At 69.4% G+C, this 24,195-nt stretch carries 21 protein-coding genes and 1 pseudogene; 10 read left to right on the top strand and 12 right to left on the bottom strand.

Annotation, left to right across the window (positions count from 1 at the left end; translation table 11 throughout):
* Positions 1-62: 62 nt before the first annotated feature.
* Positions 63-986, bottom strand: coding sequence for a glycosyltransferase (locus VHK87_RS03415; protein ID WP_329633494.1), 924 nt, complete (start codon positions 984-986; stop codon positions 63-65).
* Between the two features lie 258 nt (positions 987-1,244).
* On the opposite strand from VHK87_RS03415, the gene VHK87_RS03410 reads away from it, so the two are divergent.
* Both VHK87_RS03410 and VHK87_RS03405 read left to right on the top strand, forming a co-directional pair.
* Positions 1,245-1,817, top strand: a complete 573-nt coding sequence (locus tag VHK87_RS03410) for a sugar transferase (RefSeq protein WP_329633493.1) — start codon at positions 1,245-1,247, stop codon at positions 1,815-1,817.
* Positions 1,818-1,874: 57 nt separating this feature from the next.
* Positions 1,875-4,013, top strand: coding sequence for an AsmA family protein (locus tag VHK87_RS03405; RefSeq protein ID WP_329633492.1), 2,139 nt, complete (start codon positions 1,875-1,877; stop codon positions 4,011-4,013).
* 110 nt (positions 4,014-4,123) lie between these two features.
* Here VHK87_RS03405 and VHK87_RS03400 read toward each other — a convergent pair whose 3' ends face one another.
* Together VHK87_RS03400 and VHK87_RS03395 are read right to left on the bottom strand one after the other, a co-directional pair.
* The gene (locus VHK87_RS03400; RefSeq protein ID WP_329633491.1) at positions 4,124-5,206 is read right to left on the bottom strand and encodes a 3-deoxy-7-phosphoheptulonate synthase; all 1,083 of its coding nucleotides are present in this window, start codon (positions 5,204-5,206) and stop codon (positions 4,124-4,126) included.
* Positions 5,207-5,388: 182 nt separating this feature from the next.
* Entirely contained in the window at positions 5,389-5,850 is a 462-nt protein-coding gene (locus VHK87_RS03395) for a TfoX/Sxy family DNA transformation protein (protein WP_329633495.1), read from the bottom strand.
* Between VHK87_RS03395 and VHK87_RS03390 the strand changes: the two genes are divergently transcribed.
* From VHK87_RS03390 to VHK87_RS03370, 5 genes are all read left to right on the top strand, one after another.
* Complete coding sequence (locus VHK87_RS03390; protein ID WP_329633490.1) at positions 5,769-6,227, top strand: cytochrome c; 459 nt, start codon at positions 5,769-5,771, stop codon at positions 6,225-6,227. The two genes, VHK87_RS03395 and VHK87_RS03390, sit on opposite strands and share 82 nt — an antisense overlap.
* A 5-nt stretch (positions 6,228-6,232) precedes the next feature.
* Positions 6,233-6,925: a cytochrome b/b6 domain-containing protein gene (locus VHK87_RS03385; protein ID WP_329633489.1), complete on the top strand. Its 693-nt coding sequence runs from the start codon at positions 6,233-6,235 to the stop codon at positions 6,923-6,925.
* A 49-nt stretch (positions 6,926-6,974) separates the two neighbouring features.
* A complete protein-coding gene (locus VHK87_RS03380) occupies positions 6,975-8,690 on the top strand; it encodes a CocE/NonD family hydrolase (protein WP_329633488.1) in 1,716 nt (571 codons plus the stop codon).
* Between the two features lie 133 nt (positions 8,691-8,823).
* Positions 8,824-9,228: an acyl-CoA thioesterase gene (locus VHK87_RS03375; protein WP_329633487.1), complete on the top strand. Its 405-nt coding sequence runs from the start codon at positions 8,824-8,826 to the stop codon at positions 9,226-9,228.
* Between the two features lie 4 nt (positions 9,229-9,232).
* Positions 9,233-9,484, top strand: a complete 252-nt coding sequence (locus tag VHK87_RS03370; RefSeq protein ID WP_329633486.1) for a glutaredoxin domain-containing protein — start codon at positions 9,233-9,235, stop codon at positions 9,482-9,484.
* Here VHK87_RS03370 and VHK87_RS03365 read toward each other — a convergent pair.
* From VHK87_RS03365 to VHK87_RS03350, 4 genes are all read right to left on the bottom strand, one after another.
* Positions 9,463-9,873, bottom strand: a complete 411-nt coding sequence (locus tag VHK87_RS03365) for a DUF1622 domain-containing protein (RefSeq protein ID WP_329633485.1) — start codon at positions 9,871-9,873, stop codon at positions 9,463-9,465. The two genes, VHK87_RS03370 and VHK87_RS03365, sit on opposite strands and share 22 nt — an antisense overlap.
* 98 nt (positions 9,874-9,971) lie before the next feature.
* Positions 9,972-11,963, bottom strand: coding sequence for an HWE histidine kinase domain-containing protein (locus VHK87_RS03360; protein ID WP_329633484.1), 1,992 nt, complete (start codon positions 11,961-11,963; stop codon positions 9,972-9,974).
* 124 nt (positions 11,964-12,087) lie between these two features.
* Positions 12,088-12,420, bottom strand: coding sequence for a hypothetical protein (locus VHK87_RS03355; protein ID WP_329633483.1), 333 nt, complete (start codon positions 12,418-12,420; stop codon positions 12,088-12,090).
* Between the two features lie 109 nt (positions 12,421-12,529).
* Positions 12,530-13,153 carry a hypothetical protein gene (locus VHK87_RS03350; RefSeq protein ID WP_329633482.1) on the bottom strand — a complete coding sequence of 208 codons (624 nt, stop codon included), beginning with the start codon at positions 13,151-13,153 and terminating at the stop codon, positions 12,530-12,532.
* 189 nt (positions 13,154-13,342) lie between these two features.
* Here VHK87_RS03350 and VHK87_RS03345 point away from each other — a divergent pair, with 189 nt between their 5' ends.
* From VHK87_RS03345 to VHK87_RS03335, 3 genes are all read left to right on the top strand, one after another.
* Complete coding sequence (locus VHK87_RS03345; protein ID WP_329633481.1) at positions 13,343-14,494, top strand: L-lactate dehydrogenase; 1,152 nt, start codon at positions 13,343-13,345, stop codon at positions 14,492-14,494.
* 139 nt (positions 14,495-14,633) lie between these two features.
* The gene (gene gltB, locus VHK87_RS03340) at positions 14,634-19,277 is read left to right on the top strand and encodes a glutamate synthase large subunit (protein ID WP_329633480.1); all 4,644 of its coding nucleotides are present in this window, start codon (positions 14,634-14,636) and stop codon (positions 19,275-19,277) included.
* A gap of 25 nt (positions 19,278-19,302) precedes the next feature.
* Positions 19,303-20,754 (top strand): glutamate synthase subunit beta, encoded by a 1,452-nt coding sequence (locus tag VHK87_RS03335; RefSeq protein WP_329633479.1) that lies wholly within the window; start codon positions 19,303-19,305, stop codon positions 20,752-20,754.
* Between the two features lie 42 nt (positions 20,755-20,796).
* Here VHK87_RS03335 and VHK87_RS03330 read toward each other — a convergent pair whose 3' ends face one another.
* The 5 genes and pseudogenes from VHK87_RS03330 to VHK87_RS03310 all read right to left on the bottom strand — a co-directional run.
* On the bottom strand, positions 20,797-21,369 hold the full coding sequence (locus VHK87_RS03330) for a DUF4142 domain-containing protein (RefSeq protein WP_329633478.1): 573 nt from the start codon (positions 21,367-21,369) through the stop codon (positions 20,797-20,799).
* A 98-nt stretch (positions 21,370-21,467) separates the two neighbouring features.
* A complete protein-coding gene (locus tag VHK87_RS03325) occupies positions 21,468-21,635 on the bottom strand; it encodes a hypothetical protein (protein ID WP_329633477.1) in 168 nt (55 codons plus the stop codon).
* A 49-nt stretch (positions 21,636-21,684) separates the two neighbouring features.
* Positions 21,685-23,382: a hypothetical protein gene (locus VHK87_RS03320; protein WP_329633476.1), complete on the bottom strand. Its 1,698-nt coding sequence runs from the start codon at positions 23,380-23,382 to the stop codon at positions 21,685-21,687.
* 3 nt (positions 23,383-23,385) lie between these two features.
* Entirely contained in the window at positions 23,386-23,907 is a 522-nt protein-coding gene (locus VHK87_RS03315) for a protein-tyrosine phosphatase family protein (protein ID WP_329633475.1), read from the bottom strand.
* A 7-nt stretch (positions 23,908-23,914) separates the two neighbouring features.
* Positions 23,915-24,195 (bottom strand): annotated as a pseudogene (locus tag VHK87_RS03310) (beta-xylosidase); the annotation flags it as partial.

Raw genomic sequence — 24,195 nt, 5'->3', positions numbered from 1 at the left:
GGGGAGGGGTGACAGGTGGGGCTCCGCCCAACCAGTCACGGTACTGGCGACCACACGCCCGTTCACATCGTCAGGGACGCTGGCCTCCTACTCACCTTCGGGGACCAGAACGCCTCCAGAGCTTCACAGAAGCGCGCGTAGGACCAGTGGCGGGCGGTCTCGTATCCAGCCTCGAGCCGGGCCTTCAGGGCAGCCCCACCGGTCAGGAATACGTCGCAGGCCTCCGCCAGGGCATCGGCAGCGGCCTCGCAATCCTCGTCTGGGACCCAGAACCCGTTCTCCGGCGTCGCGAAGTCCCGTCCTCCGATCCCTTTGAATCCGGCGACCACGCAGCCGGAGGCCATCGCCTCGAGCGGAGTGAGGCCAAGCCCCTCCATCTTGGACAGGGACAGGAACAGGCTGGAGCGGCCCATCGCTTGGGCCACTTGCTCCTCGGTGGCCTTCTCGATCCGCGCCCAGGCGGTCTGCGCATGGCGCGGGTGGTAGTTGCGGAACAAGGCCCAAATCGCCGCCGTCTCCACAGGCCGTTTCCACGGCGCATGAGCGATCTGGTGCAGCTTCTCGAGGGGGCGGAAGACCCGCTCGTCGGCGAAGGCGGGCACGACTGACACGGTGGCGTCGGGAAGGGCGCGCTGAACGGACTTTGCAGCGGCGGGACTGATCGCGATGAACTCGCGGATCCGGCTCTCGCGAACGGCGTCCAGGCTCGCGGTCGCCGCGAACTCCAGGTGGCCCTGGCAGAACATGATCACCCGGTTCTTCAGGGCGGCGGCCTGGGGAACGATGTTGCGGGCGTCGGTCGGCAGGACGACCACGTCGTCGGGGTGGAAGGGCGTGTTGATCTCCACCGGGGCGTGGTGGGGGAAGTTGTCCTCCACCTCGACGTTCCGCCTGACGATAGCGTCGAAACCGAGATCCCGAAGCGTCTCCACGTGGCGGCAGATCATCTTCTGACCGCCGGTCGCGCCCCGCACCGGAAACGACAAGTACACGATCCTCATAGGCGGAGAGGTAGCATAGGTGCGAACCGCCATCGAACTCCCGCGGGGCCTTGGGGGGGCTCACCTCTCACCGCGCATGTTCACCGCGCATCCGCATGATGGCGGCACTCGTTCGGCGCCCGGCGGTGCGTGAATCGGTAAGGGTTCCGCCTTCGCGGGAATGGGCAGGGGAGGGGGACGTCGCTTGACTGTCCCCGCTCCGACAGGCTCGCATCACCGCCGACTCAGATCCCGGAACGCCCCTTGCGCGACGCCCTCAAGAGAGCCTTCGACGTGACCGCCGCGGGCCTGGGGCTGCTCCTCCTCTCGCCCATCCTGCTCGCCATCGCGATCGCGGTGCGCCTGAACAGCCCGGGCCCGGCGCTGCACTGGTCCAAGCGCGTCGGGCGGGGCAACGCCATCTTCCTGATGCCCAAGTTCCGGACCATGCGGACAGGCGCGCCGAACGTCGCCACCCACCTGCTCCAGGACCCGGAGGCCTGGGTCACGCCCGTCGGAGGGTTCCTGCGCCGCACCAGCCTTGACGAGCTGCCGCAGCTGTGGAGCGTTTTGAAGGGCGACATGAGCCTCGTCGGCCCCAGGCCCGCCCTGTTCAACCAGGACGACCTGGTGGCCCTGCGCACCGATGCCGGCGTGCACGTCCTGCGCCCCGGCGTCACCGGCTGGGCCCAGGTTAACGGCCGCGACGAGCTGCCCATCCCGCGCAAGGTGGAGCTCGACGCCGAGTATCTCGCTCGCCGCTCGCTCACCCTGGACCTTAAAATCCTCATCCTTACGGGGCTTACCGCCTTCTCCGGACGCGGCGTGAGACACTGATCCGGGAACAACAAATGCTGCTTCGTGCGTTGAAGCTCCGCACGAGGAGAGTCTGCAGTGACCACCCAGCCGTCCCCCCGTCGGCCAGCTGAGCGCATCAAGCGTGTCGGCCGTCAGGCCGCCGAGCGCCTGCGCCGAGCCCGTGATGCCGAGCGGCCGAGACAGCGCCCGCCCGGCGAGGGCCGCCAGCCGGTCGGCCGCGTGCAGGTCCGCCGCCCGAGCCGGAAGGCGCTGACCATCACCGGTATCGTGCTGCTGCTGCTGGCCGGGGCGATCGCCCTGTTCCTCTACCTGTGGGACTGGAACTACCTGCGCGGCCCGCTCTCCCGCTACGCCTCGGACAAGACGGGCCGGCAGGTGGCCATCACCGGCGACTTGGACGTCAACCTGTTCTCCTGGAAACCCAGCGCCAGCGTCGGCGGCGTCTCGGTCGGCGACCCGGCCTGGCGCGGCGGCGGCAAGGGCAAGATGGCCGAGGTGGGCGGCATCGACCTGCAGATCCAGCTCAAGCCGCTGCTCAAGGGCGACGTGCTGATCGAGCGCCTCGCGATCGACAAGCCGAACGTCAACCTGTTCCGTGACAGTCAGGGCCGCGCCACCTGGGATTTCAAGAAGCCGGGCCAGCCGGAACGGAAGGAGGCTTTCAAGCTTCCCCCGATCCGCAGCTTCGTCATCAACGACGGCGTCATCCGCCTGCGTGACGAAAAGCGCGACTTCACCTTCAACGGCCAGATCAACGCCCGCGAGGACCTGGGCGGCCAGCGGGGGTTCGAGCTCTCCGGCACAGGCACGATGAACCAGGCGCCGTTCCGCGCCCAGATCACCGGCGGCCCGCTGATCAACATCCAGCCGGACGAGACCTACCCGTTCAACGCCGACATTCGCTCGGGCGCGACCCATGTCACCGCCCGCGGCGGCATCCCGCGTCCCTTCGACCTCGGCCACTTCAACATGGACCTGACCGCCACCGGTCCCGACATGGCCGACATCTACGACCTGACCGGCTTGGCCTTCCCCAACACGCCGCCGTACCGCTTGCGCGCCCGGTTGTCGCGCGACGAGGCCATCTACCGGGTTTCGAACCTCTCGGGCCGGGTCGGCGACTCCGACCTCTCCGGCCGCCTCTCGGTCGATACCGAGCCGGAACGGCCGTTCCTTCGCGCCACTCTGACGTCTCGGCGGCTGGATTTTGACGACCTTGGCGCAGTGTTCGGCGGCGCGCCCAAGACTGGCCCCGGCGAAACCGCCTCACCTACTCAGAAGGCGGTCGCCAGCAACCTGCGCGCCCAGCAGCGGATATTCCCCGACTCCACGCTGAAGGTGGACCGCCTGCGGGCCATGGACGCGGACGTCACCTATCGGGCCACGTCCATCGTCGATGCGCCGCTGAAGTTGAACTCCGGCCGGCTGCACCTGACCCTCGAGAACGCCCTCCTGAAGGCCGAGGAGCTGAGGCTGGGCCTGCCGCAGGGCTCGGTCACGGGTGACGTGAGCCTCAACGCCCGCGGCCGGGTGCCCGTCACCAGCCTGGACCTTCGCCTGAACGGGGCCCGGCTGGAGGACATCATGCCTCAGCGCGTCGCCAGCCGGGCCGGCCTCACCGGCGGCTTCGTCGGCCGCGTGAAGCTCACCGGCGAGGGCGACAGCGTCCACAAGGCGATGGCCAACGCCGATGGCGAGGCGATGGTGGTGGTGCCCAACGGGACCATTCGCGAGGCGTTCGCCGAGCTGATGGGCGTCAATGTCACCAAGGGCCTGGGCCTCTTGCTCACCAAGGACATGAGCCAGACGCCCATCCGCTGCGGCGTCGCCCACTTCCAGACCAACGACGGCGTGATGACCGCCAACCAGATCGTCTTCGACACCGGCCCGGTGCTGGTCACCGGCTCGGGCTCGATCAACCTGAACACCGAGCGCATGGCCTTCCGCGTGCAGGGCCACGCCAAGGAGTTCCGCCTGGTTCGGGTGCTGCTGCCGATCACTCTGCAGGGGCCGATCAAGAGCCCGAAGCCGGGCGTCGAACCCGGCAAGGCGATAGCCCAGGGCGGCATCGCCGTGGCTCTCGGGGCCCTGGTGAACCCGCTGGCGGCCATCCTGCCCTTCATCGACCCGGGGCTGGCCGACGACGCGAATTGCGGCGCCCTTCTCGGCGGCGCCCGCGCCGAAGGCGTGCCGGTGCAGAGCGCGCGGCGGTAGGGCCGCAAGCGCCCCCTCCGTCTCGGCGCTCTCGCGCCGATCCCCCTCCCCCGCAGCGCAGACTGCGGGGGAGGGGCTTCGCCGAGGCCGGAGGAGGAGGCGCTCGCCGGCTAGCGGCTCAGCGCCATCTCCACTCCGCCCTTCGCCTTCTCCCGCCGCGCCCGCACTGAGGCGGCGAGCCCCTCCAGCACCTCGACGCTGGTGTCCCAGTCGATGCAGGCGTCGGTGATCGACTGGCCGTATTCCAGCGGCCTCCCGGGGATCAGCGCCTGACGGCCGGCCTTCAGGTGGCTCTCGACCATCACCGCGCAGATCCGGTCGCTACCCGCTGCGATCTGGGCGGCGATGTCGGCGCAGACCCTGGGCTGGTTCTCGTGGTTCTTGCGGCTGTTGTCGTGGCTGGCGTCGACCATCAGCCGGGGCGTCAGTTCGGCCGCCTCCAGCTCGGCCACGGCCGCGGCGACGCTTTCCGCATCGTAATTGGGCTCGCGCCCGCCGCGCAGGACGATGTGGGCGTCCTCGTTGCCGGTGGTGGCGGCGATGGCCGAGCGGCCGTCCTTGCCCACCGCCAGGAAATGGTGCGGCTCGCGGGCGGCCAGCACGGCGTCCACGGCGATCTTCACCGCCCCGTTGGTGCCGTTCTTGAAGCCCACCGGGCAGGAGAGACCCGAAGCCATCTCCCGGTGAATCTGGCTCTCGGTGGTCCTCGCCCCGATCGCGCCCCAGGCGACCAGGTCGGCGATGTACTGCGGCGTCGTCACGTCCAGGAACTCGACCGCGGCCGGCAGCCCCAGCGCGTTGACGTCCAGCAACACGCGGCGGGCCAGCCGCAGCCCCTCGTCGATGCGGAACGAGCCGTCCAGCGCCGGGTCGTTGATCAGCCCCTTCCAGCCGACGGTGGTGCGGGGCTTCTCGAAATAGACCCGCATGATGATCTCGAGCTCGCCCGCGTGCCGCTCACGCTCGGCCGCCAGCCGCCGGGCGTATTCGAGGGCCGACTTCGGCTCGTGGATCGAGCAGGGGCCGATCACCACCGCCAGCCGGTCGTCGGCGCCGGTCAGGATGTCGTGGAAGGCCCGCCGGCCCGTCGTCACCGTCTCGGTGATGAGCGAGGTCGCCGGCTGCTCGCCAATCACCTGCATGGGCGGGCTGAGCGGCTGGATGTCTCTGATGCGCAGGTCGTCGGTGGTCATCTCATGTCTCCGGGTGGGGCGTCCCGGCGGCATGAAAAAAGCCGCCAGGTCTCTGGCGGCTGGTCAGGGGCTCGGCTGTCGTGGGTGTTAGGCCGAGCGATCCCCTTCCGGCGCCAGAGGCGTCGGATAGCCGAAGTACCAAAACGAATATTGGCCGGCTGCGAGGATCATCGGGATGGCTTCTACAGCACGGGAGCGGGGTTGTCACCCGCCGGACCGAGCCGCTTCGCCACCTCCGCTTTCAGCTCAGCCTTTCGCTGTTCCGGGAGCAGGCGCCCGTCGAGTCCCGCGAGCGCGGCGTCCATGGCGTACAAGGCGTTGAGCGTCACGCCCTTGCCGACGAAGAACTTCAACCGCGCGTAGGCCTCCACGGCGCCGAGCGCCCTCAGCTCCTCCTCGGTCGTGACGCCAACTCGCCGAGCACCCGGACCATGTACGGGCCCAGCCCAGGCAGCTGTTCGATCGGCTTCATCTCCGTCCTGAAACGCGGTTGCGGTTGACGGTCGCGCCGGAGCCGCTCCAAGCTTCGCGGCGAGGGCTCGAAGTAAATAGGCGAGGACGCATGAAGGCCAAGTGGGTTGGAACGGCGGCGGCGCTGGCCGTGACGCTGGCGGGAGGCGCTGCGCTAGGGCAGGGCGTTGCAGACGTCATCAAGGCGCGGCAGCAGGGCTACAAGGCCCAGGGCGCGGCCTTCAAGGCCATCAACGACGAGCTGAAGAAGGATGCGCCGAGCGTCGCCGTAATCCAGAAGTCCGCCAAGGTGCTCACCGACACGGGCGCGATGCAGTACCGCTGGTTCCCCAAGGGCTCGGGCCCGCAGACCGGCGTCAAGACCGCCGCGAAGGCGGAGATCTGGTCTGACCCGGCCGGCTTCACCGCCGCCCAGAAGGCCTTCCAGGCCGAGGCGAACAAGCTGGGTCAGGCCGCCGCCAAGGGCGACTTGGGCGCTATCCGCCCGCAGGTCGGCGCGACGGGAAAGACCTGCGCCGGCTGCCACAACAAGTACCGCGTCAAGACCTAACGCTCGTGGCGGAGGGGGCGGAGAGGGACGCGGACGCGAAGATCCGCGTGCGCCTGTGGGATGGCCCGACCCGGCTCATCCACTGGGCGCTCGTGGTCCTCGTCGGCGTCTCCTGGTGGACCCACGAGATCGGCCGGATGGATTGGCACCGGTGGAGCGGCTACACCGTCCTGGCTATCCTGGTGTTCCGCATCTTCTGGGGCTTCTTCGGGGGTTCGACGGCCAGGTTCGGCTCGTTCCTGAAGGGCCCCGCAGCCGTCGCCGCCTACGCCCGGACCATCCTGAAGCCCGGCGCCGCGGCCCTGCCGGGCCACAACCCGATGGGCGGATGGAGCGTGCTGGCCATGCTGCTGGCCCTGGTCTGCCAGGTGGTCTTCGGCCTCTTCTCGGTGGACGTGGACGGCATCGAGTCCGGGCCGTTCTCGCAGTACGTCAGCTTCGACCTCGGCCGCCGCTTCGCCGAGTGGCACGAGCTGTCGTTCAACATCCTGTTGGCGCTGATCGCACTGCACATCGCAGCCGTGGTCTTCTACCTGGTCGTGAAGCGCGACAACCTGATCGGCGCCATGGTCACCGGCCGGCGGCTGATGGCGTCTGAGCCCAAGGACATCCGCTTCGCGCCGCCATGGATGGTGCTGATCGGAATCGCCATCGCCGCCGCAATCGCCTGGATCGTGATGAAGGGCGGGCGGCTCTAGAGTTTTCAGAAGCGCGCCGCTCGAACGGCGCCGGTTACGGGGGACGGAAATGCACAAGGGTCTTGCGGCGCTCGCGATGGGCGCCTGCCTCATCCACTTCGGCGCTCAGGAAGCCGCCGCGCAGGCCAACTCCGGCCAGGCCGCCCAGGCGGCGCCCCGGCAGGTCCGCGGCGGCCGGCCCGAGAAGGTCGCCGAAGGCGCCACTGAGCTCATGGCCGAGATGCGCGACGGGGTGAAGCTTGCCGGCAACCTCTATCTGCCTCAGGGGCAGGGGCCGTTCCCCTGCATCGTCATGCGCACGCCCTACGGCAAGGACGCGATGTTCGCCTCGCCCGCCGGGGCCAAGCGCTACACCGACGCCGGCTACGCCTATTTCGTCCAGGACACCCGCGGGAAGGGCCGCTCGGAGGGCTTCTACCAGGCCTTCGTCAACGACGGCTTCGACGGCTACGACACCATCGAGTGGATGGCTAAACAGCCCTGGTGCAACGGCAAGATCGGCATCACCGGCGGCTCGGCCATGGGCATCACCGCCAACATGGCCGCGACCCACAACCCGCCGCACCTCGTGGCCGCGTTCGTCGTCGTCGCGCCCTCCACGCGGCTGACCGGCTCCTTCATCGGCGGCGCCTTCAAGCAGAAGGACTCCGGCGATTGGAGTCGCGGCCAGGGCATCAAGGAGGAGGTGATCGCCCGCTCGGCCCAGAACTATCCGGACAGCGCCTACTGGGCGACGACCGAGATCGGCGAGCTGCGCCGCTACATCGACATCCCAATGTACAACTACGGCGGCTGGTACGACATCTTCAACGAAGGCAACGTCCGCAACTTCCAGTACCTGCAGGAACACGGCGCCGAAGGGGCGCGCGGTAACCAGAAGCTGGAGATGGGCGCCTTCGGCCACGGGCCGCTCTCCGGCGACATCGAATACTCCGACGGCGGGCGCCTCGGCGCCAACGCGCAAGAGATCCGCTGGTTCGACTACTGGCTGAAGGGGATCGACAACGGCATCATGAGCGAGCCGCCGGTGCGGGCCTTCATGATGGCCGCGTCCCGCAAGGGCGCGGCCTCGCCGAAGAACCGCTGGATGAGCTTCGGATCATGGCCGCCCGGCTCGCGGGAGGTGAACTACTATCTCCAGCCCGACGGCTCGCTCTCCACCAAGGCTCCACCGGCGACCGGCAAGCCTATCACCTACCGCTTCGACCCCAAGAAGCCAGTGCAGACCTATGGCGGCGCCAACCTGACCTTCGAGCGCGGCCCCATGGACCAGCGCCCGATCGGCCAGCGTGAGGACTACCTGCGCTTCACCACCGCCCCGCTTGCCGAGGACGTGGTGATCGCCGGGCCGGTCACTATGGACCTGTGGGCCGCCACCGACGGCCCAGACACCGACTTCATGGTCAAGCTCGTCGACGTCTACCCCGACGGCTACGAGGCCATCGTGCTCGATAGCGCCGTGCGAACCCGCTACCGCGCCGGCCGCAAGCCTGACGAGATCCGGATGATGGCCCCAAACGCCCCGGAGAAGCTGACGCTGGACCTGTGGGACACGGCCATCACCTTCGAGAAGGGCCACCGCATGGCGGTGCACGTGACCTCGTCGAACAACCCGCGGTTCGACGTCAATCCCAACACCGGCGAGCACCCCGGTCCGCGCGTTAAGCCTAGGGTGGCCAAGAACACCGTCTTCCTGGACGCCGCACGGCCCTCGGCCCTCCGACTGCCGGTGCTCTACCTTCCAGACGTGGTAGCGGGGCAGTGACAGATTCGCTTGCTGCGCCGCCGTTCTTGTCGTCCCAGCCGCGGCAGGGGCGCGCTTGAAACGCAGGAGCCGAGCTCCACGGCAGGAACAACCCACCTGGCTCAGTGTTGTGGCCTCACCCCTGGAGGCCGGTTTGACCACGAAATCAGACGATTGCGAGCCGGATCGCCCGGCTCACCTGCGCGTCGTGGCGATGCCTCGGGACGCCAACCCCGGCGGCGACATCTTCGGCGGCTGGACGCTGTCGCAGATGGACCTCGCCGGCGGCGTGTTCGCCGCGCGTGAAGCCGAAGGCCGGGTTGCGACCGTGGCCATCGACGCCATGAAGTTCCTGCGGCCGATCGCCGTCGGCGATGAGGTGAGCTGCTACTGCCACCTAGTGGAACGCGGCGACACGTCCATGACGGTCAAGGTCGAGACCTGGGCCCGGGGCCGCAGCTCGCCGGCAGGGGAGAAGGTCACCGAGGGGGTTTTCACCTTCGTCGCCATCGACGACCAAGGCCATCCGCGTCCGGTCGGACGCCCATCCGAGGAGTAGACTCATGAGCGCCGAACGAACGGCGACCCTCTACCGCATGGTCCTCGAAGACCACACCTGTCCGTTCGGCGTACGCGCCAGGCAGATGCTGGAGCGCCACGGCTACGAGATCGACGAACATATCCTGAGCACCCGCGAGGAGGTCGACGCCTTCGAGGCCGAGCAAGGCGTCAAGACCACCCCGCAGATCTTCATCGGGGACGAACGGATCGGCGGGAGTGAGGACCTGGAGCGCTACCTCGCCTCGCGGGGCTGACCCGCTCCCGATGGGCCGGAGCTGTTCCGCGCCGCCTCGCTGCGGCGCCTCTGCCATGGCCAGCAGCCCTCGATCTCGGTCTCGAGAGAGAAGCTGAGGAAGGTGCGGATGGCGATGATGCCTGCGAGCAGGCTGACGCTCTCGGCCGTCAGCGGAGCGGTCACCGTGTCGATGATGTCGGCGCCGACGAGCAGCTCCAGCCCCAGGAGGATGCCTCGGCCGAGGTTTGCGCGGTACCTCTCGTAAGCCTCGCCCCATCCGCCGCCGCGCGCCCCCTGACGCACGAACAAGGCGCTCGCCACGAGCACCCCGAGCACCACCGCAGCCACGCCCGCGAGCTCCAGCGCGTCGGCGATCGGACGCACGAACGGGTGGACGAGCTCCATCATCGGCTTCTCCCTCGCCGAAGTCCTAAGTGCGGCGGGCGAGGAGGTAACAGTCGAGGCGGCGGCAGGTTCTGGCTGGCTTGGACAGGCTTGTCCGGGGTTCAGTTTTCCTCTGTCCCGCTCTGGTTCGCGGCCAGCGGTAGGGACAGCTCGCAGGCGAGGCCCTCCGGACGCCAGTTCAGTTCGGTGGATCCGCGCAGCGACCCGCTCAGCGCCCGCTGAAGAACCGTCGTCCCGAAGCCGCGTTTCGCCGGCGCCTCGGCGCGCGGGCCCCCGGATTCGACCCAGCGGAAATTCAGCCGGTCGTCGGCCGTCGACCAGCGTATGTTCACCCGCCCTTCGCGGGCGCTGAGGGCGCCGTGCTTGGCCGCGTTAGTGGCCAGTTCGTGCAGCACCATGGCGATACCCTGCGCCGCCGCCGGGCCGAGGGGGAGGCTCGGACCCTCAATCGAGACCCGTTCTCCATCTCCCAGGGTGAAGGGCGCCAGCTCTTCCTCCACAAGTCGTCTGAGGTCCGCCCCGCGCCAGCGGGAAACCGCCAACAGCTGGTGCGCCCGGGCGAGCGCCTCCACCCGACCCACGATCGTTTGGCGGAGCTCTTCGGGGTCCTCCGCGCGGCTCAGGCTCACCGCGCCTTGGATGACCGTCATCAGGTTGTTCGCCCGATGATCCACCTCCTGCATGAGGAGGCCCAGCCGCTCCTCCGCCTCCTTGCGCTCGGTGAGGTCGATGACGACGCCGAGCGCGCGCGTGGCCACGCCGCTCGCGTCCACCAGCGGCCGGCCCTTCGCGCCGATCCATCTGATGGACCCGTCCTTTAGGACGACGCGATACTCGTTGGACGAGGGTTCCGAGCGGCGCGTCGCCGCGTCCAACCGAGCGAGATAGCCGGCGCGGTCGCTCGGATGGACGGCGGTCAACACGTCCTTGAACCGAAGGGGCCCTTGGATGTGCTCCAGGCCGTGCATCCGCTTGTAGGTGTCCGAAACTTGGCCCTGGTCGGCGAGCATGTCCCATTCCCAGGCGCCGATGCCGCCAACCTCCTGCGCCAGGTTGAAGCGCTCCTGAGCTTCCCGCTCGGCCTCCAGGGCCGCGCGAAGCCGACCTTCGACTTGAGCACGCTCTACGGCGGAAGCGGTGCGCGAGGCGACGTCCTCAACGAGGCGCACATCCAGCGCGTCCCAGCTGCGCGGGCTGGCCGAGTGGGCGTAGACGATGGCCGTCAGGCGTGCGTCCCGCAGCAGCGGCGTCACCACCAGCGCCCGCGTGCCGATGCTTTCCCACGTGGGCAGGTACCTCGGGGCCGACGTGCGAGGATCGGAGCGGCAATCCTCCACCACCAGGGTTTTGCCGCTGCGCAGCTCGGCGATGACTTCCGGCCCGAAGGCGTCCAGCACCCGCGCCTCGTCGGCCAGGGAGGCCGCTGTCCCGTCGGTCCAATCGCGCTCGACCTTCACTACCTCGCCGGTCCCGTCGATCTCTCCGTACCCCGCCCTGTTCACACGCAGATACCGTCCGAGCAGCTCGGCCGCGGCGAGGGTGATCGCATCGGGCGCCGCAAGCTCGCGCAAGGCGTCGCTCAGTTCGATCAGGAAGGCCTGCCGGCGCTCGGCGAGGACGCTCTGGGTGGTGTCGTAGGTCGTCCAGAGGACGCCAGCCACCGAGCCGTCCTCAAGCCGCACAGGAGAGCAGGAGAGCGTCCTCCAAGTGGCGGTGGGACGTCCGGCGCGCTCGACGACGAGAGGCAGGTTCTCCACGAAACTCGCTTCGCCCGCCTGCGCCTTCAGGACGTAAGGCGCGATGTCGGCCCAAACTTCAGGCCAGACCTCCGGGGCGGGCCGCCCCATGGCGCTCGGCCGGCCGGCGAGCAGGGGCAGGAAGGCCTCGTTGTGGAAGCTGATCAGCGATGGTCCCCAGGCCAGGTAGCTCGGAAACAGCGAGCCGCTGATAAGCCTCAGAGTCGACTTCAGTTCGCTCGGCCATGCGCTGACAGGCCCAAGCGGCGTCTGCTCCCAGTCGACCTCCGAGATGGCGCGCGCGGCCTCCCCCCCGCCTGCAAGAGATGAGAGGTCTGCGGGCGAGCGAGCGGTCAAGACGAGTTCTGGAGCTCCAATCGGAGCCGACACTTCTAGTGCACGGCCTGACGGCCGTCGCGGTCATTTGGTGGTCGCTCGAGGTGACGCTTCGTCGCCTCGGAGCACGAACGCCGTGCGGCCGCTAGTGGGCCGCGGCGGCCTCGCGCAGGCAGTTCAGCCAGGCGTCCTCGCGCGCCTTTTCCGCCTCGCGCAGCTTGGCCTCGGCTTCGCGGACGCCCGCGTCGTGCTTGCGCCATTCGGCCACCGCGCCTTCCCGGGCGGCGCGGGCGGCCTCCAGGGTCGGGAAACGGGCTAGCACCGCACGGACCGAATAATTCACCGGCGGGCCGACCGTCTCACGGTCGGGATAGAAGCCGGTCACCGAGTCCGCGCTCTCCTGCTCGATGTGGAAGACGTCTGCCCAACCGGCGTGGTGGCGCATCAAGGCCCAGGGCCGCTCGATCGTCTGGCTCACCGCAACTCTCCAAGGAAGATGTCGAAGCACGCTCTAGCGCAGGCGAGGGCCGGCCCGCCAGCCCCCGACGCCGAAGCCCAAACAGAATGCGCCAGGTGTGGTGCAGGTTCTACGGCGCAGGATCGGAGACCCATCGCACCACCGCCTTCTCCACGTCCCAGGCCTCGCTGGCGCGGGCGGCGTTCCGGACCACGGCGGCGGTGCGCGCCCGGCAGATGCCGAGCTCCTTGTCGAGGATCAGGCCAGGCAGCAGCTTCTTGGTCAGGTGCTCTTCGCGGCGGAGACTGTCCTGGCCTGCGCCGGGCGGGGGCTCGCCGCAGAGCACGAGCCAGCGGCGCGCCTCGACGATGCGGCCCTGGTCATCGCGCCGCGTCGGCTTCAGCGCCCCGAAGATGTGAATGCGGAAGGGCTCGCCAGTGGAGGCTTCTTCCGGGGTGAACTGCACCTGCACGATCAGCGGCTCGCCGCCGCCGGCGACGATCACCGACTGCGCGGGATCGTCCGGCGGGACCAGCCGGCCGCCGCGCACCTCTCCGTGCTCGGCGCAGGGCGGCGGGGCGGCCTTCGGGGCGTGCCACTGCGCCTGGCACTCTGCGGTCATCGAGACCCACGCGCCATCCCGGAACGGCGGCGCGCGCTTCGCGTCAGCGTCGGTGAACAGCGGCTCCTCGCTCATCACCACGTTGCAGGCGCTGAGCATCAGGCTGGCGAGGGCGACGAGGAGCGCGCGCATCGTGGGAGGGTCGTCCCGCCATGCCAGGAAGGTCAAGCTTGCGCCCCCAGTCTCGTCCTGACCGGCTTCACGCCGGCCACCCGTCCCCTTTGCGTCCGAACCGCTGCAACAGGCTGGGTCGCCGGGACAAGCCCGGCGATGACGACGGGAGATAACTGAGCCAGGATCGGCGCCCAGGAGGGGCCGCCCATGCTGCCGGCATCGATTTCCGACTACCGCGAGCTCGCCCGGCGGCGGCTGCCGCGGATGATCTTCGACTACATCGACGGGGGCTCCTACGCCGAGGCGACGCTGGCCCGGAACGTCGCCGACATGGAGGCCATCCCCCTGCGCCAGCGGGTGATGCGGGACATGAGCCGGCTCTCCACGGCCGTCACCCTGTTCGGCCAGCCGATGGCGATGCCGGTGGCTCTGGCGCCTGTCGGGATGGCCGGCATGTACGGCCGCCGTGGCGAGGTGCAGGCCGCCCGCGCCGCGAAGACGGCGGGCGTGCCCTTCTGCCTCTCCACGGTCGGCATCTGCCCGCTGGAGGAGGTGGGGCAGGGGGCCGGGACGCCGCCCTGGTTCCAGCTCTACATGCTCAAGGACCGCGGCTACATGCGCGAGCTCTTGGCCCGGGCCAGGGATGTGGGCAGCCCGGTGCTGGTGTTCACCGTCGACCTGCCGGTCCCCGGGACGCGCTACCGCGACGTCCGCTCGGGCCTGTCGGCGCGGGCCGCCGGGCCGGGCGCGCACCTCAACCGCGCCTGGCAGGGGCTGACCCGGCCCGGCTGGTTGTGGGACGTCTACCTGAACGGCCGGCCGCACGTGTTCGGCAACGTGTCCAAGGCGGTGCCGGAGGCGCGGGGCTTTGGCGATTTCTGGGGCTGGATCGGCGCCAACTTCGACCGCTCGGTGGCCTGGAAGGAGATCGACTGGGTGCGCGAGAGTTGGGACGGCCCGATCGTTCTGAAGGGCGTGCTGGATGTGGAGGACGCGAGGGACGCGGTCCGCGCCGGGGCCGACGGCATCGTCGTCTCGAACCACGGCGGCCGGCAGCTCGACGGGGTGAAGTCCTCCATCGCCGCCCTGCCGCTGATCGCCGATGCGGTCGGCGGCGACCTGACCGTGCTGATGGACGGCGGCGTCCGCTCTGGGCTCGATATCCTCAAGGCCCTGGCGCTGGGGGCCAAGGGCGTGATGATCGGCCGCGCGTGGGCCTATGCGCTGGGGGCTGGCGGCCAGCCGATGATCGAACGCATGTTGGGCACGCTTCGCGCCGAGCTGTCGACGGCCATGATCCTGACCGGCTGCACCGACGTCGTCCGCGCAGACAAATCGCTGCTGGACGCGGCGGTTTAGAAAAACATTGCCCGCCCCCAGCGAGAGTCCCGTCGACAAGGGCTGAACTTGCCGGTAAACGCGCCCTTCCAATCGCGCGTGGGGCGGCCCCTTTTCGGGGCGCGCTCGCGCGCGCCTGTATGGAGTGAGGAAGATCAGCATGGGCTTGCCCCAGCAGCAAGGTCTCTACGACCCCCGCAACGAACATGACGCGTGCGGTGTGGGCTTCGTCGCCAATATCAAAGGCAAGAAGTCGCACGAGGTCATCGAGGCTGGCCTGCAGATTCTGGTCAACCTCGACCACCGCGGCGCGGTGGGCGCCGACCCGCTCGTGGGCGACGGCGCCGGGATCCTGATTCAGATTCCGGACGCGCTCTACCGCGACTGGGCCAAGGGCGCCGGCGTCGACCTGCCGCCGGCCGGCGAATACGCCGTGGCCATGTGCTTCCTGCCGCAGGACGATGAGGCGCGCGCCGTCGCCTGCGCACAGTTCGAACACTTCCTGAAGGTGGAGCGCCAGCCGCTGCTCGGCTGGCGTGACGTGCCGGTGGACACCACGGGTCTGGGCGAAGCGGTGCTGGCCCAGATGCCGGTGATCCGCCAGGCCTTCATCGGTCGCGGGCCGAACGTGAAGGACCAGGACGCCCACGAGCGCAAGCTGCTGGCGGTGCGCAAGCAGACCCAGAACCCGCTCGCGGACCTGGCGAAGAAGAAGAACCTCCCCGGCCTGACCCAGCTCTACATGCCGTCGCTGTCGACGCGGACGGTGGTCTACAAGGGCCTGCTGCTCGCCCACCAGGTGGGGACCTTCTACAAGGACCTGGCGAACCCGCTTGCCGAGTCCGCCCTGGGCCTGGTGCACCAGCGGTTCTCGACCAACACCTTCCCGTCCTGGAAGCTGGCCCACCCCTACCGGTTCATCGCCCACAACGGCGAGATCAACACCGTCCGCGGGAACGTTAACTGGATGAACGCCCGTCGGCGTTCGCTGGAGAGCCCGCTGCTGGGCGCCGACCTCGACAAGATGTGGCCGCTGATCCCGCACGGGCAGTCGGACACCGCCTGCCTGGATAACGCGCTCGAGCTGCTGCTCGCCGGCGGCTATCCGCTCGCCCACGCGGTGATGATGCTGATCCCCGAGGCCTGGGCCGGCAACCCGCTGATGGATGCGCGCCGGCGCGCCTTCTACGAGTACCACGCCGCCCTGATGGAGCCGTGGGACGGCCCCGCGGCGGTGGCCTTCACCGACGGTCGCCAGATCGGCGCGACCCTCGACCGCAACGGCCTGCGCCCCGCGCGCTTCCTGATCACCGACCAGGACCACGTGGTCATGGCCTCGGAAGCCGGCGTGCTGACGATTCCGGAGGAGCGGATCGTCCGCAAGTGGCGCCTCCAGCCCGGCAAGATGCTGCTCATCGACATGGAGCAGGGCCGGATCATCGAGGACGAGGAGATCAAGGCGACGCTGGCCGACGCCGAGCCCTACGAGCAGTGGCTCGCGGACACCCAGTTCAAGCTGGAGGAGCTGCCCGAGGCGAACGGCCCGGTGAGCGCGCTCAGCAACGATGCGGCCGACCTGCTCGATCGCCAGCAGAGCTTTGGCTACACCCAGGAGGACATGAACTTCTTCCTGGAGCCCATGGCCCGGATCGGCGACGATCCGATCGGCTCCATGGGCGCCGACACGCCGATCGCGGTGCTGAGCCGCCGGCCGAAGCTGCTGTACGAATACTTCAAGCAGAACTTCGCCCAGGTCACCAACCCGCCCATCGACCCGATCCGCGAAGAGCTGGTGATGAGCCTGGTCTCGATGATCGGGCCGCGGCCGAACCTGCTCGGCCACAACGCCGGCAGCCACAAGCGGCTGGAAGTTTCCCAGCCGATCCTCACCAACGAGGACCTGGCGAAGATCCGCTCGATCAACGAGCTCTTGGACGGCGCCTTCCGCACCGCCACGCTGGACGCCACCTGGCCGGCCGAAGATGGCGCGGCGGGGCTGGAGCCGGCGCTCGACCGCCTGTGCCGCGAGGCCACCGAGGCGGTGCTGGCGGACATGAACATCCTCATCGTCTCCGACCGGGCGGCGGGCGCCGAGCGCATCGCAATCCCGGCGGCGCTGGCCACGGCGGCGGTGCACCATCACCTGATCCGCCAGGGTCTGCGGATGCAGACGGGCCTGGTCATTGAGACCGGCGAAGCGCGCGAAGTGCACCACTTCTGCGTCCTGGCCGGCTACGGCGCCGAGGGGATCAACCCCTACCTGGCGTTCGAGACGCTGGAAGACCTGCGCATCCGCACGGGCATGACCCAGTCGGCCTATGAGGTCCGCAAGAACTTCATCAAGGCGGTCGGCAAGGGCATCCTGAAGGTGATGTCCAAGATGGGCATCTCCACCTACCAGTCCTATTGCGGCGCCCAGATCTTCGACGCGGTCGGCCTCTCAAGCGAGGTGATCGAGAAGTATTTCACCGGCACGGCCACGACCATCGAGGGCGCGGGCCTGAAGGAGATCGCCGAAGAGACGGTTCGGCGGCACAAGGACGCCTGGGGCGACAGCCCCATCTACGCCAACATGCTGGACGTGGGCGGCCAGTACGCCTTCCGCCTGCGCGGCGAGACCCACGCCTGGACGCCCGAAAGCGTCTCGCGGCTGCAGCACGCCGTGCGCGGCAACCTGCCCGACGAGTACAGGGAGTTCGCGGCCAGCATCAACGAGCAGAGCGAACGGCTGCTGACCATCCGCGGCCTGATGCAGCTCAAGCCCGCCGAGCAGCCGATCCCGCTCGACGAGGTCGAGCCGGCCTCGGAGATCGTCAAGCGGTTCGCCACCGGCGCTATGAGCTTCGGCTCCATCAGCCGCGAAGCGCACACCACCTTGGCGCTGGCCATGAACCGCATCGGCGGCCGGTCGAACACCGGCGAGGGCGGCGAGGAACGTGACCGCTTCAAGCCGCTGCCGAACGGCGACTCCATGCGCTCGGCCATCAAGCAGGTGGCCTCGGGCCGGTTCGGCGTCACGACCGAGTACCTGGTCAACGCCGACGACATCCAGATCAAGATGGCCCAGGGCGCCAAGCCCGGGGAGGGCGGCCAGCTGCCCGGCCACAAGGTGGACAAGAACATCGCGCGCGTCCGGCACTCGACGCCGGGGGTGGGCCTGATCAGCCCGCCGCCGCACCACGATATCTATTCGATCGAGGATCTGGCCCAGCTGATCCACGACCTGAAGAACGTCAATCCGGGCGCACGCATCTCGGTGAAGCTGGTTTCGGAAGTGGGCGTCGGCACCGTCGCCGCGGGCGTCGCCAAGGCCCGGGCCGACCACGTGACCATCTCCGGCTTCGAGGGCGGCACGGGAGCCTCGCCGCTCACCTCGCTGACCCACGCCGGCTCGCCCTGGGAGATCGGCCTGGCCGAGACCCAGCAGACGTTGCTCCTGAACGGCCTGCGGACCCGCATCGCCGTACAGGTGGACGGGGGCCTGCGGACCGGCCGGGACGTGGCCATCGGCGCGCTGCTCGGGGCCGACGAGTTCGGCTTCGCCACCGCCCCGCTGATCGCGGCCGGCTGCATCATGATGCGCAAGTGCCACCTGAACACCTGCCCGGTGGGGGTGGCCACCCAGGACCCGGTGCTGCGCGCGCGCTTCACCGGCCAGCCCGAGCACGTGATCAACTACTTCTTCTTCGTCGCCGAAGAGCTGCGGGAGATCATGGCCCAGATGGGCTTCAGGACCGTCAACGAGATGGTCGGTCGGGTGGACCGCATCGACATGGCCGAGGCGCTCGACCACTGGAAGGCGCACGGTGTCGACCTGTCGCGCATCCTCTACCAGGCGCCGGTCGAGAGCCCGAAGGGGCTGTGGAACATGGACCGCCAGGACCACGGCCTGGAGAAGGCGCTCGACAACGAGCTGATCGCCTTCGCCAAGGACGCCCTGGAGAACGGCAAGCCGGTCCGCGGCGAGTTCGCGATCAAGAACGTCAACCGCACCGCCGGCGCCATGCTGTCGGGCGAGGTGGCCAAGCGCTACGGCCACGCCGGCCTGCCCGAAGACACCATTTCGCTGACCTTCAAGGGCTCGGCGGGCCAGAGCTTCGGCGCCTTCGCGGCCCGCGGCGTCTCGCTCGAGCTGATCGGCGAGGGCAACGACTACGTCGGCAAGGGCCTCTCGGGCGGCCGGATCGTGGTCAAGCAGCCGCCGGAGGCCAACCGCGAGCCGACGCAGAACATCATCGTCGGCAACACGGTGCTCTACGGGGCCATCTCGGGCGAAGCCTACTTCCACGGCGTCGCCGGCGAACGGTTCGCCGTGCGCAACTCCGGCGCCGTGACGGTGGTGGAAGGCGCCGGCGACCACGCCTGCGAATACATGACCGGCGGCGTGGTGGCGGTGCTCGGCGACACCGGCCGCAACTTCGCGGCCGGGATGAGCGGGGGGATCGCCTACGTCTACGACCCGAGCGGCCGCTTCAAGGACCTGTGCAACATGGCCATGGTCGACCTCGAAAAGGTCGAGCCGGCCGGCCGCGCCGATCCGGCGGACGAGCCCTATCGTCCCAGCCAGCGCTCCATCTCGGTGGAGGACAATGGCATGGGCGACGTGCTGCGGTTCGACGCCGAGCGGCTGAAGATCCTCATCGAGCGCCACCTGCGATACACGGGCAGCGCGCGGGCCCGGGCGATCCTGGACAACTGGGACGCCGAGGTTGGGAACTTCGTGAAGGTCATGCCCAAGGACTATCGCCGCGCGCTGATCGAGTTGGCCGCGGAACGCCAGGCGGCTCCGGTCGCCGCCGAGTAACAAGACAAGTTCGGAGCATCACGAGATGGGAAAGCCGACCGGCTTCCTGGAGGTCGAGCGTCAGGACCGCGGCTACGAGCCGCCGACCGAGCGCCTGAAGACCTGGAAGGAGTTCGTCCACCCGCTGCCCGTCGAGGCCGTGCGCAAGCAGGCTTCGCGCTGCATGGATTGCGGGATTCCGTTCTGCCACAACGGCTGTCCGGTGAATAACCAGATCCCGGACTTCAACGACCTCGTCTACCGGGACCACTGGCGCGAGGCGCTGGATAACCTGCAGTCCACCAACAACTTCCCGGAGTTCACGGGAAGGGTGTGCCCGGCGCCCTGCGAGGCGTCCTGCACGCTGAACATCATCGACACCCCGGTGACCATCAAGACGATCGAATGCCAGATCGTCGACCGCGGCTGGGAAGAAGGCTGGATCACGCCCCAGCCCTCGGCGCGCGGCACGGGCAAGCGCGTCGCGGTGGTCGGCTCCGGCCCCGCGGGCCTGGCCTGCGCCCAGCAGCTGGCCCGCGCCGGCCACGCGCCTACCGTGTTCGAGAAGTCGGACCGGGTTGGCGGCCTGCTCCGCTACGGCATCCCCGACTTCAAGATGGAGAAGCACCTCATCGACCGGCGCATCCGGCAGATGGAAGGCGAGGGGGTGATATTCCGGACCAACTTCGAGGTCGGCAAGAACGTCTCCGTCCAGCGGCTGCTGGACGACTACGACGTGCTGGTGATGGCCGGCGGGGCCGAGAACCCGCGCGACCTGGACGTGCCGGGCCGTGAGCTCGACGGCGTCCACTTCGCCATGGAGTTCCTGACTCAGCAGAACAAGCGCGTGGCGGGCGACCCGGAGCACGTGGCGGCCCCGCAGGGCACGCTCTCGGCAAAGGGCAAGCACGTCGTCGTGATCGGCGGCGGCGACACCGGGTCGGACTGCATCGGCACCTCCAACCGCCACGGCGCGGCCTCGGTGGTCCAGCTGGAAATCATGCCTGAGCCCCCCGCCCGGGAGAACAAGCAGCTGACTTGGCCAGACTGGCCGCTCAAGCTGCGCACCTCCTCGTCCCACGAGGAAGGCTGCGAGCGCGACTTCGCGGTCGGCACCAAGCGGTTCATCGGCGAGAACGGCAAGGTTGTCGCCGTCGAGTGCGTCCGCCTGGAGTGGGTGACCGGCGAGGACGGCCGCATGCGCATGCAGGAGATCCCCGGCTCGGAGTTCCAGCTGAAGGCGGACCTGGTGCTGTTCGCCATGGGCTTCGTCGGCCCGCGCCATGAGGGCTTCGTCGAGCAGGCGGGCGTCGAGCTCGACGCCCGCGGCAACGTCAAGGCCAACGTCGCCGACTACCGGACGTCGACGCCGAACATCTTCACCTGCGGTGACATGCGCCGGGGCCAGTCCCTGGTCGTCTGGGCCATCCGCGAAGGCCGCCAGTGCGCCCAGGCCGTCGACGCCTACCTGATGGGCGCCAGCAAGCTGCCGAGGTAGCTCTCAAACCTCTCCCCGCCTCGCGGGGAGAGGTTTCCGATGTCAGTGTCCGGCGTGCGTGCCGCCCTGCAGCATCGCGATGTGCTGCTTGATCACGGGCGTGGCGCTCGCCGCGACCTGCTTCAGGGCCGGATTGTCGCCATCGGCGGCGTAGGTCGAGTGCAGGGCCAGAGCCTCCTGGTGGGCCATCTTCTGCTGGGCCAGGAACTTGGCGTCGAAGTCGGCGCCCGAGGCGTTCTGCAGCTCGGCGATCATCGCCGCGCGGCGCGCATCGAGGCTGGTGGGCGGCGTCACGTTCACGCCCGCCTGGGGCAGCGTGGCTTTCAGCGTCTGGCTGGTCTGGGTGTGGTGCTGGACCATCGTGGCGCCCAGCTGCTTTACGTGGTCGGACGTCCCCTTGCTCTGGGCGAGCTGGCCGGAGGTGATCTCGTAGAGGTCGGAGAGCGCGGCCTGGGTCGCGTAGGCGGAGGCGGTGCGCGGCATGGCCGCCGGCGCGGCGGCGGACGCCATGGTTCCCGCGTCGCCTGCCGAGCTGGCGGCCATGTTGGGATCCGAGGCGCAGGCGGCGAGGAGGGCGGCCGCGGCCGCCGAGGCTGCGAGATATACGAGGCGCATAAGGTATCCTTCAGGTGTGGCGAGACTGCCCGGTCAACCTGAGGCGGCGGTCGCATGTTCCTGAATGATCAAAGGATAAATCGGCTTGGCCGTGGCGGTCAGGCGTCGCCCACCAGCGCGATGATCTTACCCGAGCCGCCGCAGTCGGGGCAGGGGGCCTCGGCCTGGCGGCCGGTCCCCGAGCAGCGGGGGCAGACGTGCTCGCCGCTCTGGTCGGTTCCGGGCTTCACCTCGTCGCCGGGATTGAGGTCGGGCTGATCGGGCATGGGGCGCTCCTTCGCATGCGCTAACCCGCGGCCTCGCGGCGCGGTTTCTTCAGAGTCGCTGGGCCAGGCGGTTGCAGTAGCCGTCCAGCAGGCGCCCGATAGGGGGTCGCTCCTCGGCTGCGGCGCCGGCCAGAGCGAAAGTCCAGGCGCCGGCCTGAAAGGCGAGGTAGGCGATTTCGAACGCCTGCAGCAGGGCCTCGTCGGCGCCGGCTCGCGCGCAGAGCCGCACGGCTTCCTCCCGCGTCAGGCCGAGCTCCACCCAGGCCCCCGCGACATCCCAGGCGATGTCCTGGCAGCCAACCAGGTCATGGGCGTCGTCATGGTCCAGGGCGTCGGCCTTCAGGATCCGGCCGTCCGGCAGGACCAGCCACTCCCAGGCGTGCATCCGCCCGTCGATCCGCACCGGCCTCAGCGGGGCGGAGAGCAGAGGCGTAAGCCTTCCCCGCACGGCGTCGGCCGCCGCCTCGCCGAGCAACTGGCCGGCGTTGTAGGCCGCCATCTCGACGAGCTCGCCGGGTGGGGCGCCATCCTCAGGCGCGGCTGGGAACCGCCCGGCCCGGAAGGCGAGGTAGCGGCCAAGGACGTCCATCAAGGCGTCTCGATCCGTCGAGACCCGCGCTTCGCCCACCCACCGCTCCAGCAGGAACCCGTGGCGCAGGGCCAGCGGCTCGGGCGCAAAGCCGGCGGCGTGAAGCGCCTGGGCGCGCGCGAACTTGTCGGAACCCGTCGCGCCAAGTCCCGAGAACTTCAGCAGGAATTCCCCAGTCCGGGTGCGCAGCAGATACTTCCGCCGCTCCTGCGCCGCGTGGACCGGCGCCTCGACGTTGAGCGCCTGGCGCCAAGCCCCGCCCGAGAGGTCTTCGAGGGGCCCGAGCGCCTCGCCGACCAAGTCCTCGAACCAGCCCGGAAGGCGCCCCAGTGCAAAGTCCTCGAAGGTCACCAGCCGCTTGCGCGCCCCGGCCCAGCGTCGGCGATGCCGCTCGCAGGCCCGAGGCCCGAGGTCCCCCAGATGGCTCGGGAAGAACCACAGCCGGTCGGGCGGGACGCCGAGCCCCTCCAGCAGGTCCGCCGCCGCCCCGAACGAGCTGCCGGACATGCCCGGCCCCTCGTCTACGACGGCGACGTCGCCCTTCAGCCTCTGGATCAGCTCGTTCGACAGCTTCAGCTCGCGCGCGAAAGGATGGCCGCAAGGCCTTGCTGTCACGACGCTTCTTGCGCTCCCCGCCGCGCCCACGATCGCCGCGAGGCTGGTCCCTATGCTGCGCAGGCCGAGCACCGCCGGCGGCTTGTCGAACCCCGCCTGCTGCGCCGCCAACCCATAGGTTTCCGGGTAGACCGCGTAGTAGGCATAACCCTCCGGCGCCTTAACCTCCACCGTCACCCCCGCCGCGGCGGAGCGAAGAGCCGGGACCCAGGACTCCCAGGCGCGGTCGCTGGATCCCGGATCGCCCGTGCCGGGCGTGTGGGATGACAGGGTTGAGAGGCTGGTCATGACCTGTGAGGCGATCGCACGCGTCAGGGCCATGGCTGCGTCCGCCGGCGGCGTGGGCGCGTCCACCCCCCGCTCGGCGAAGGCTACGTCCGCCAGTCCTTGCGCCAAACGCCCGGCTTCGATCAGCGCCGCCACGAGGCCCTCGTGGCGCAGGATCCACAGCGGCTCGGCGTCCGCGTCGGCCAGCAGGGCGTCGATGCGCGCCAGCATCGCGTCGGCCGCTTCACGCCGGACGCGCTCGCCGTAGACCAGCATGCCCTAGGCCTGCGCCTGCAGGTGGCGGTAGGCGATGGTCTTGAAGGCGTCGAAGTCCGGGATAGGTGGGGGCGGGCGCAGCCGCTCCAGCCAGGCGCGCCACGCCTCGTACTGCTCGGGGCTGGGGGAGACCAGCGGACGACGGTCCTTGGCCAGCGACAGAGCGGCGAGCGGTGTCATCCCCTGGTCCACCAGCACGCAGAGCGCCAGGGTCGCCGAGCGGCCGATCCCGTGCTCGCAGTGGATCAGCACCCGCCGCCCGGCCGTCAGCCGCGGTCGGGCGAAGGCCACGCCCCGCTCCAGCATCTCGACGCTGACGGCGCAAAGATCCTGGGTCGGCAGGTGCAGGAAGTCGAGGCCGTGGCGCTTCAGCGCCTCGGCGTCGTCGCAGGCTTCCTGACGAAGGTCGATGACCGCGCAGACGCCGTGCTCAGCAGCCAGCGCTTCCATCTGGTCGGCCGGAACCGCCCCCCCGACCGCCAGCGTCCGCGTCAGCCAGCTGAAGGTGGGCTCCCAGCCGGCCATGGCGCGCCTAGCCCGTGGCGGCCAGCGGCTGGGCCGCCGGCGCGCTCGGCGCGTAGCGGCGCACCATCTGGCCGCAGAATTCGGCGAACTCCTCGGCGACCTGCGGCGGGGAGGTGTGGTGCGGCTCGATCCCCCGGTGCTCGGGCGTGAAGCAGAAGGTGACGGTCACCTCGAAGTCGGCCAGCGCCTCCATCTGCCGGTCGAACCAGGCGAGCGCATCGGGCCGAAAGCTGTCGGCCCAGGAGAGGCCCGTCCGCAGGTGCCTCACCCCCAGCCGCTTCATCCAGG

This window comes from Phenylobacterium sp. (genome assembly GCF_036263695.1).
In the GTDB taxonomy this organism is placed as follows: domain Bacteria; phylum Pseudomonadota; class Alphaproteobacteria; order Caulobacterales; family Caulobacteraceae; genus Phenylobacterium.
The sequence above is the reverse complement of the archived record's forward strand: the minus strand, read 5'-3'. Positions and strand labels throughout refer to the sequence as shown.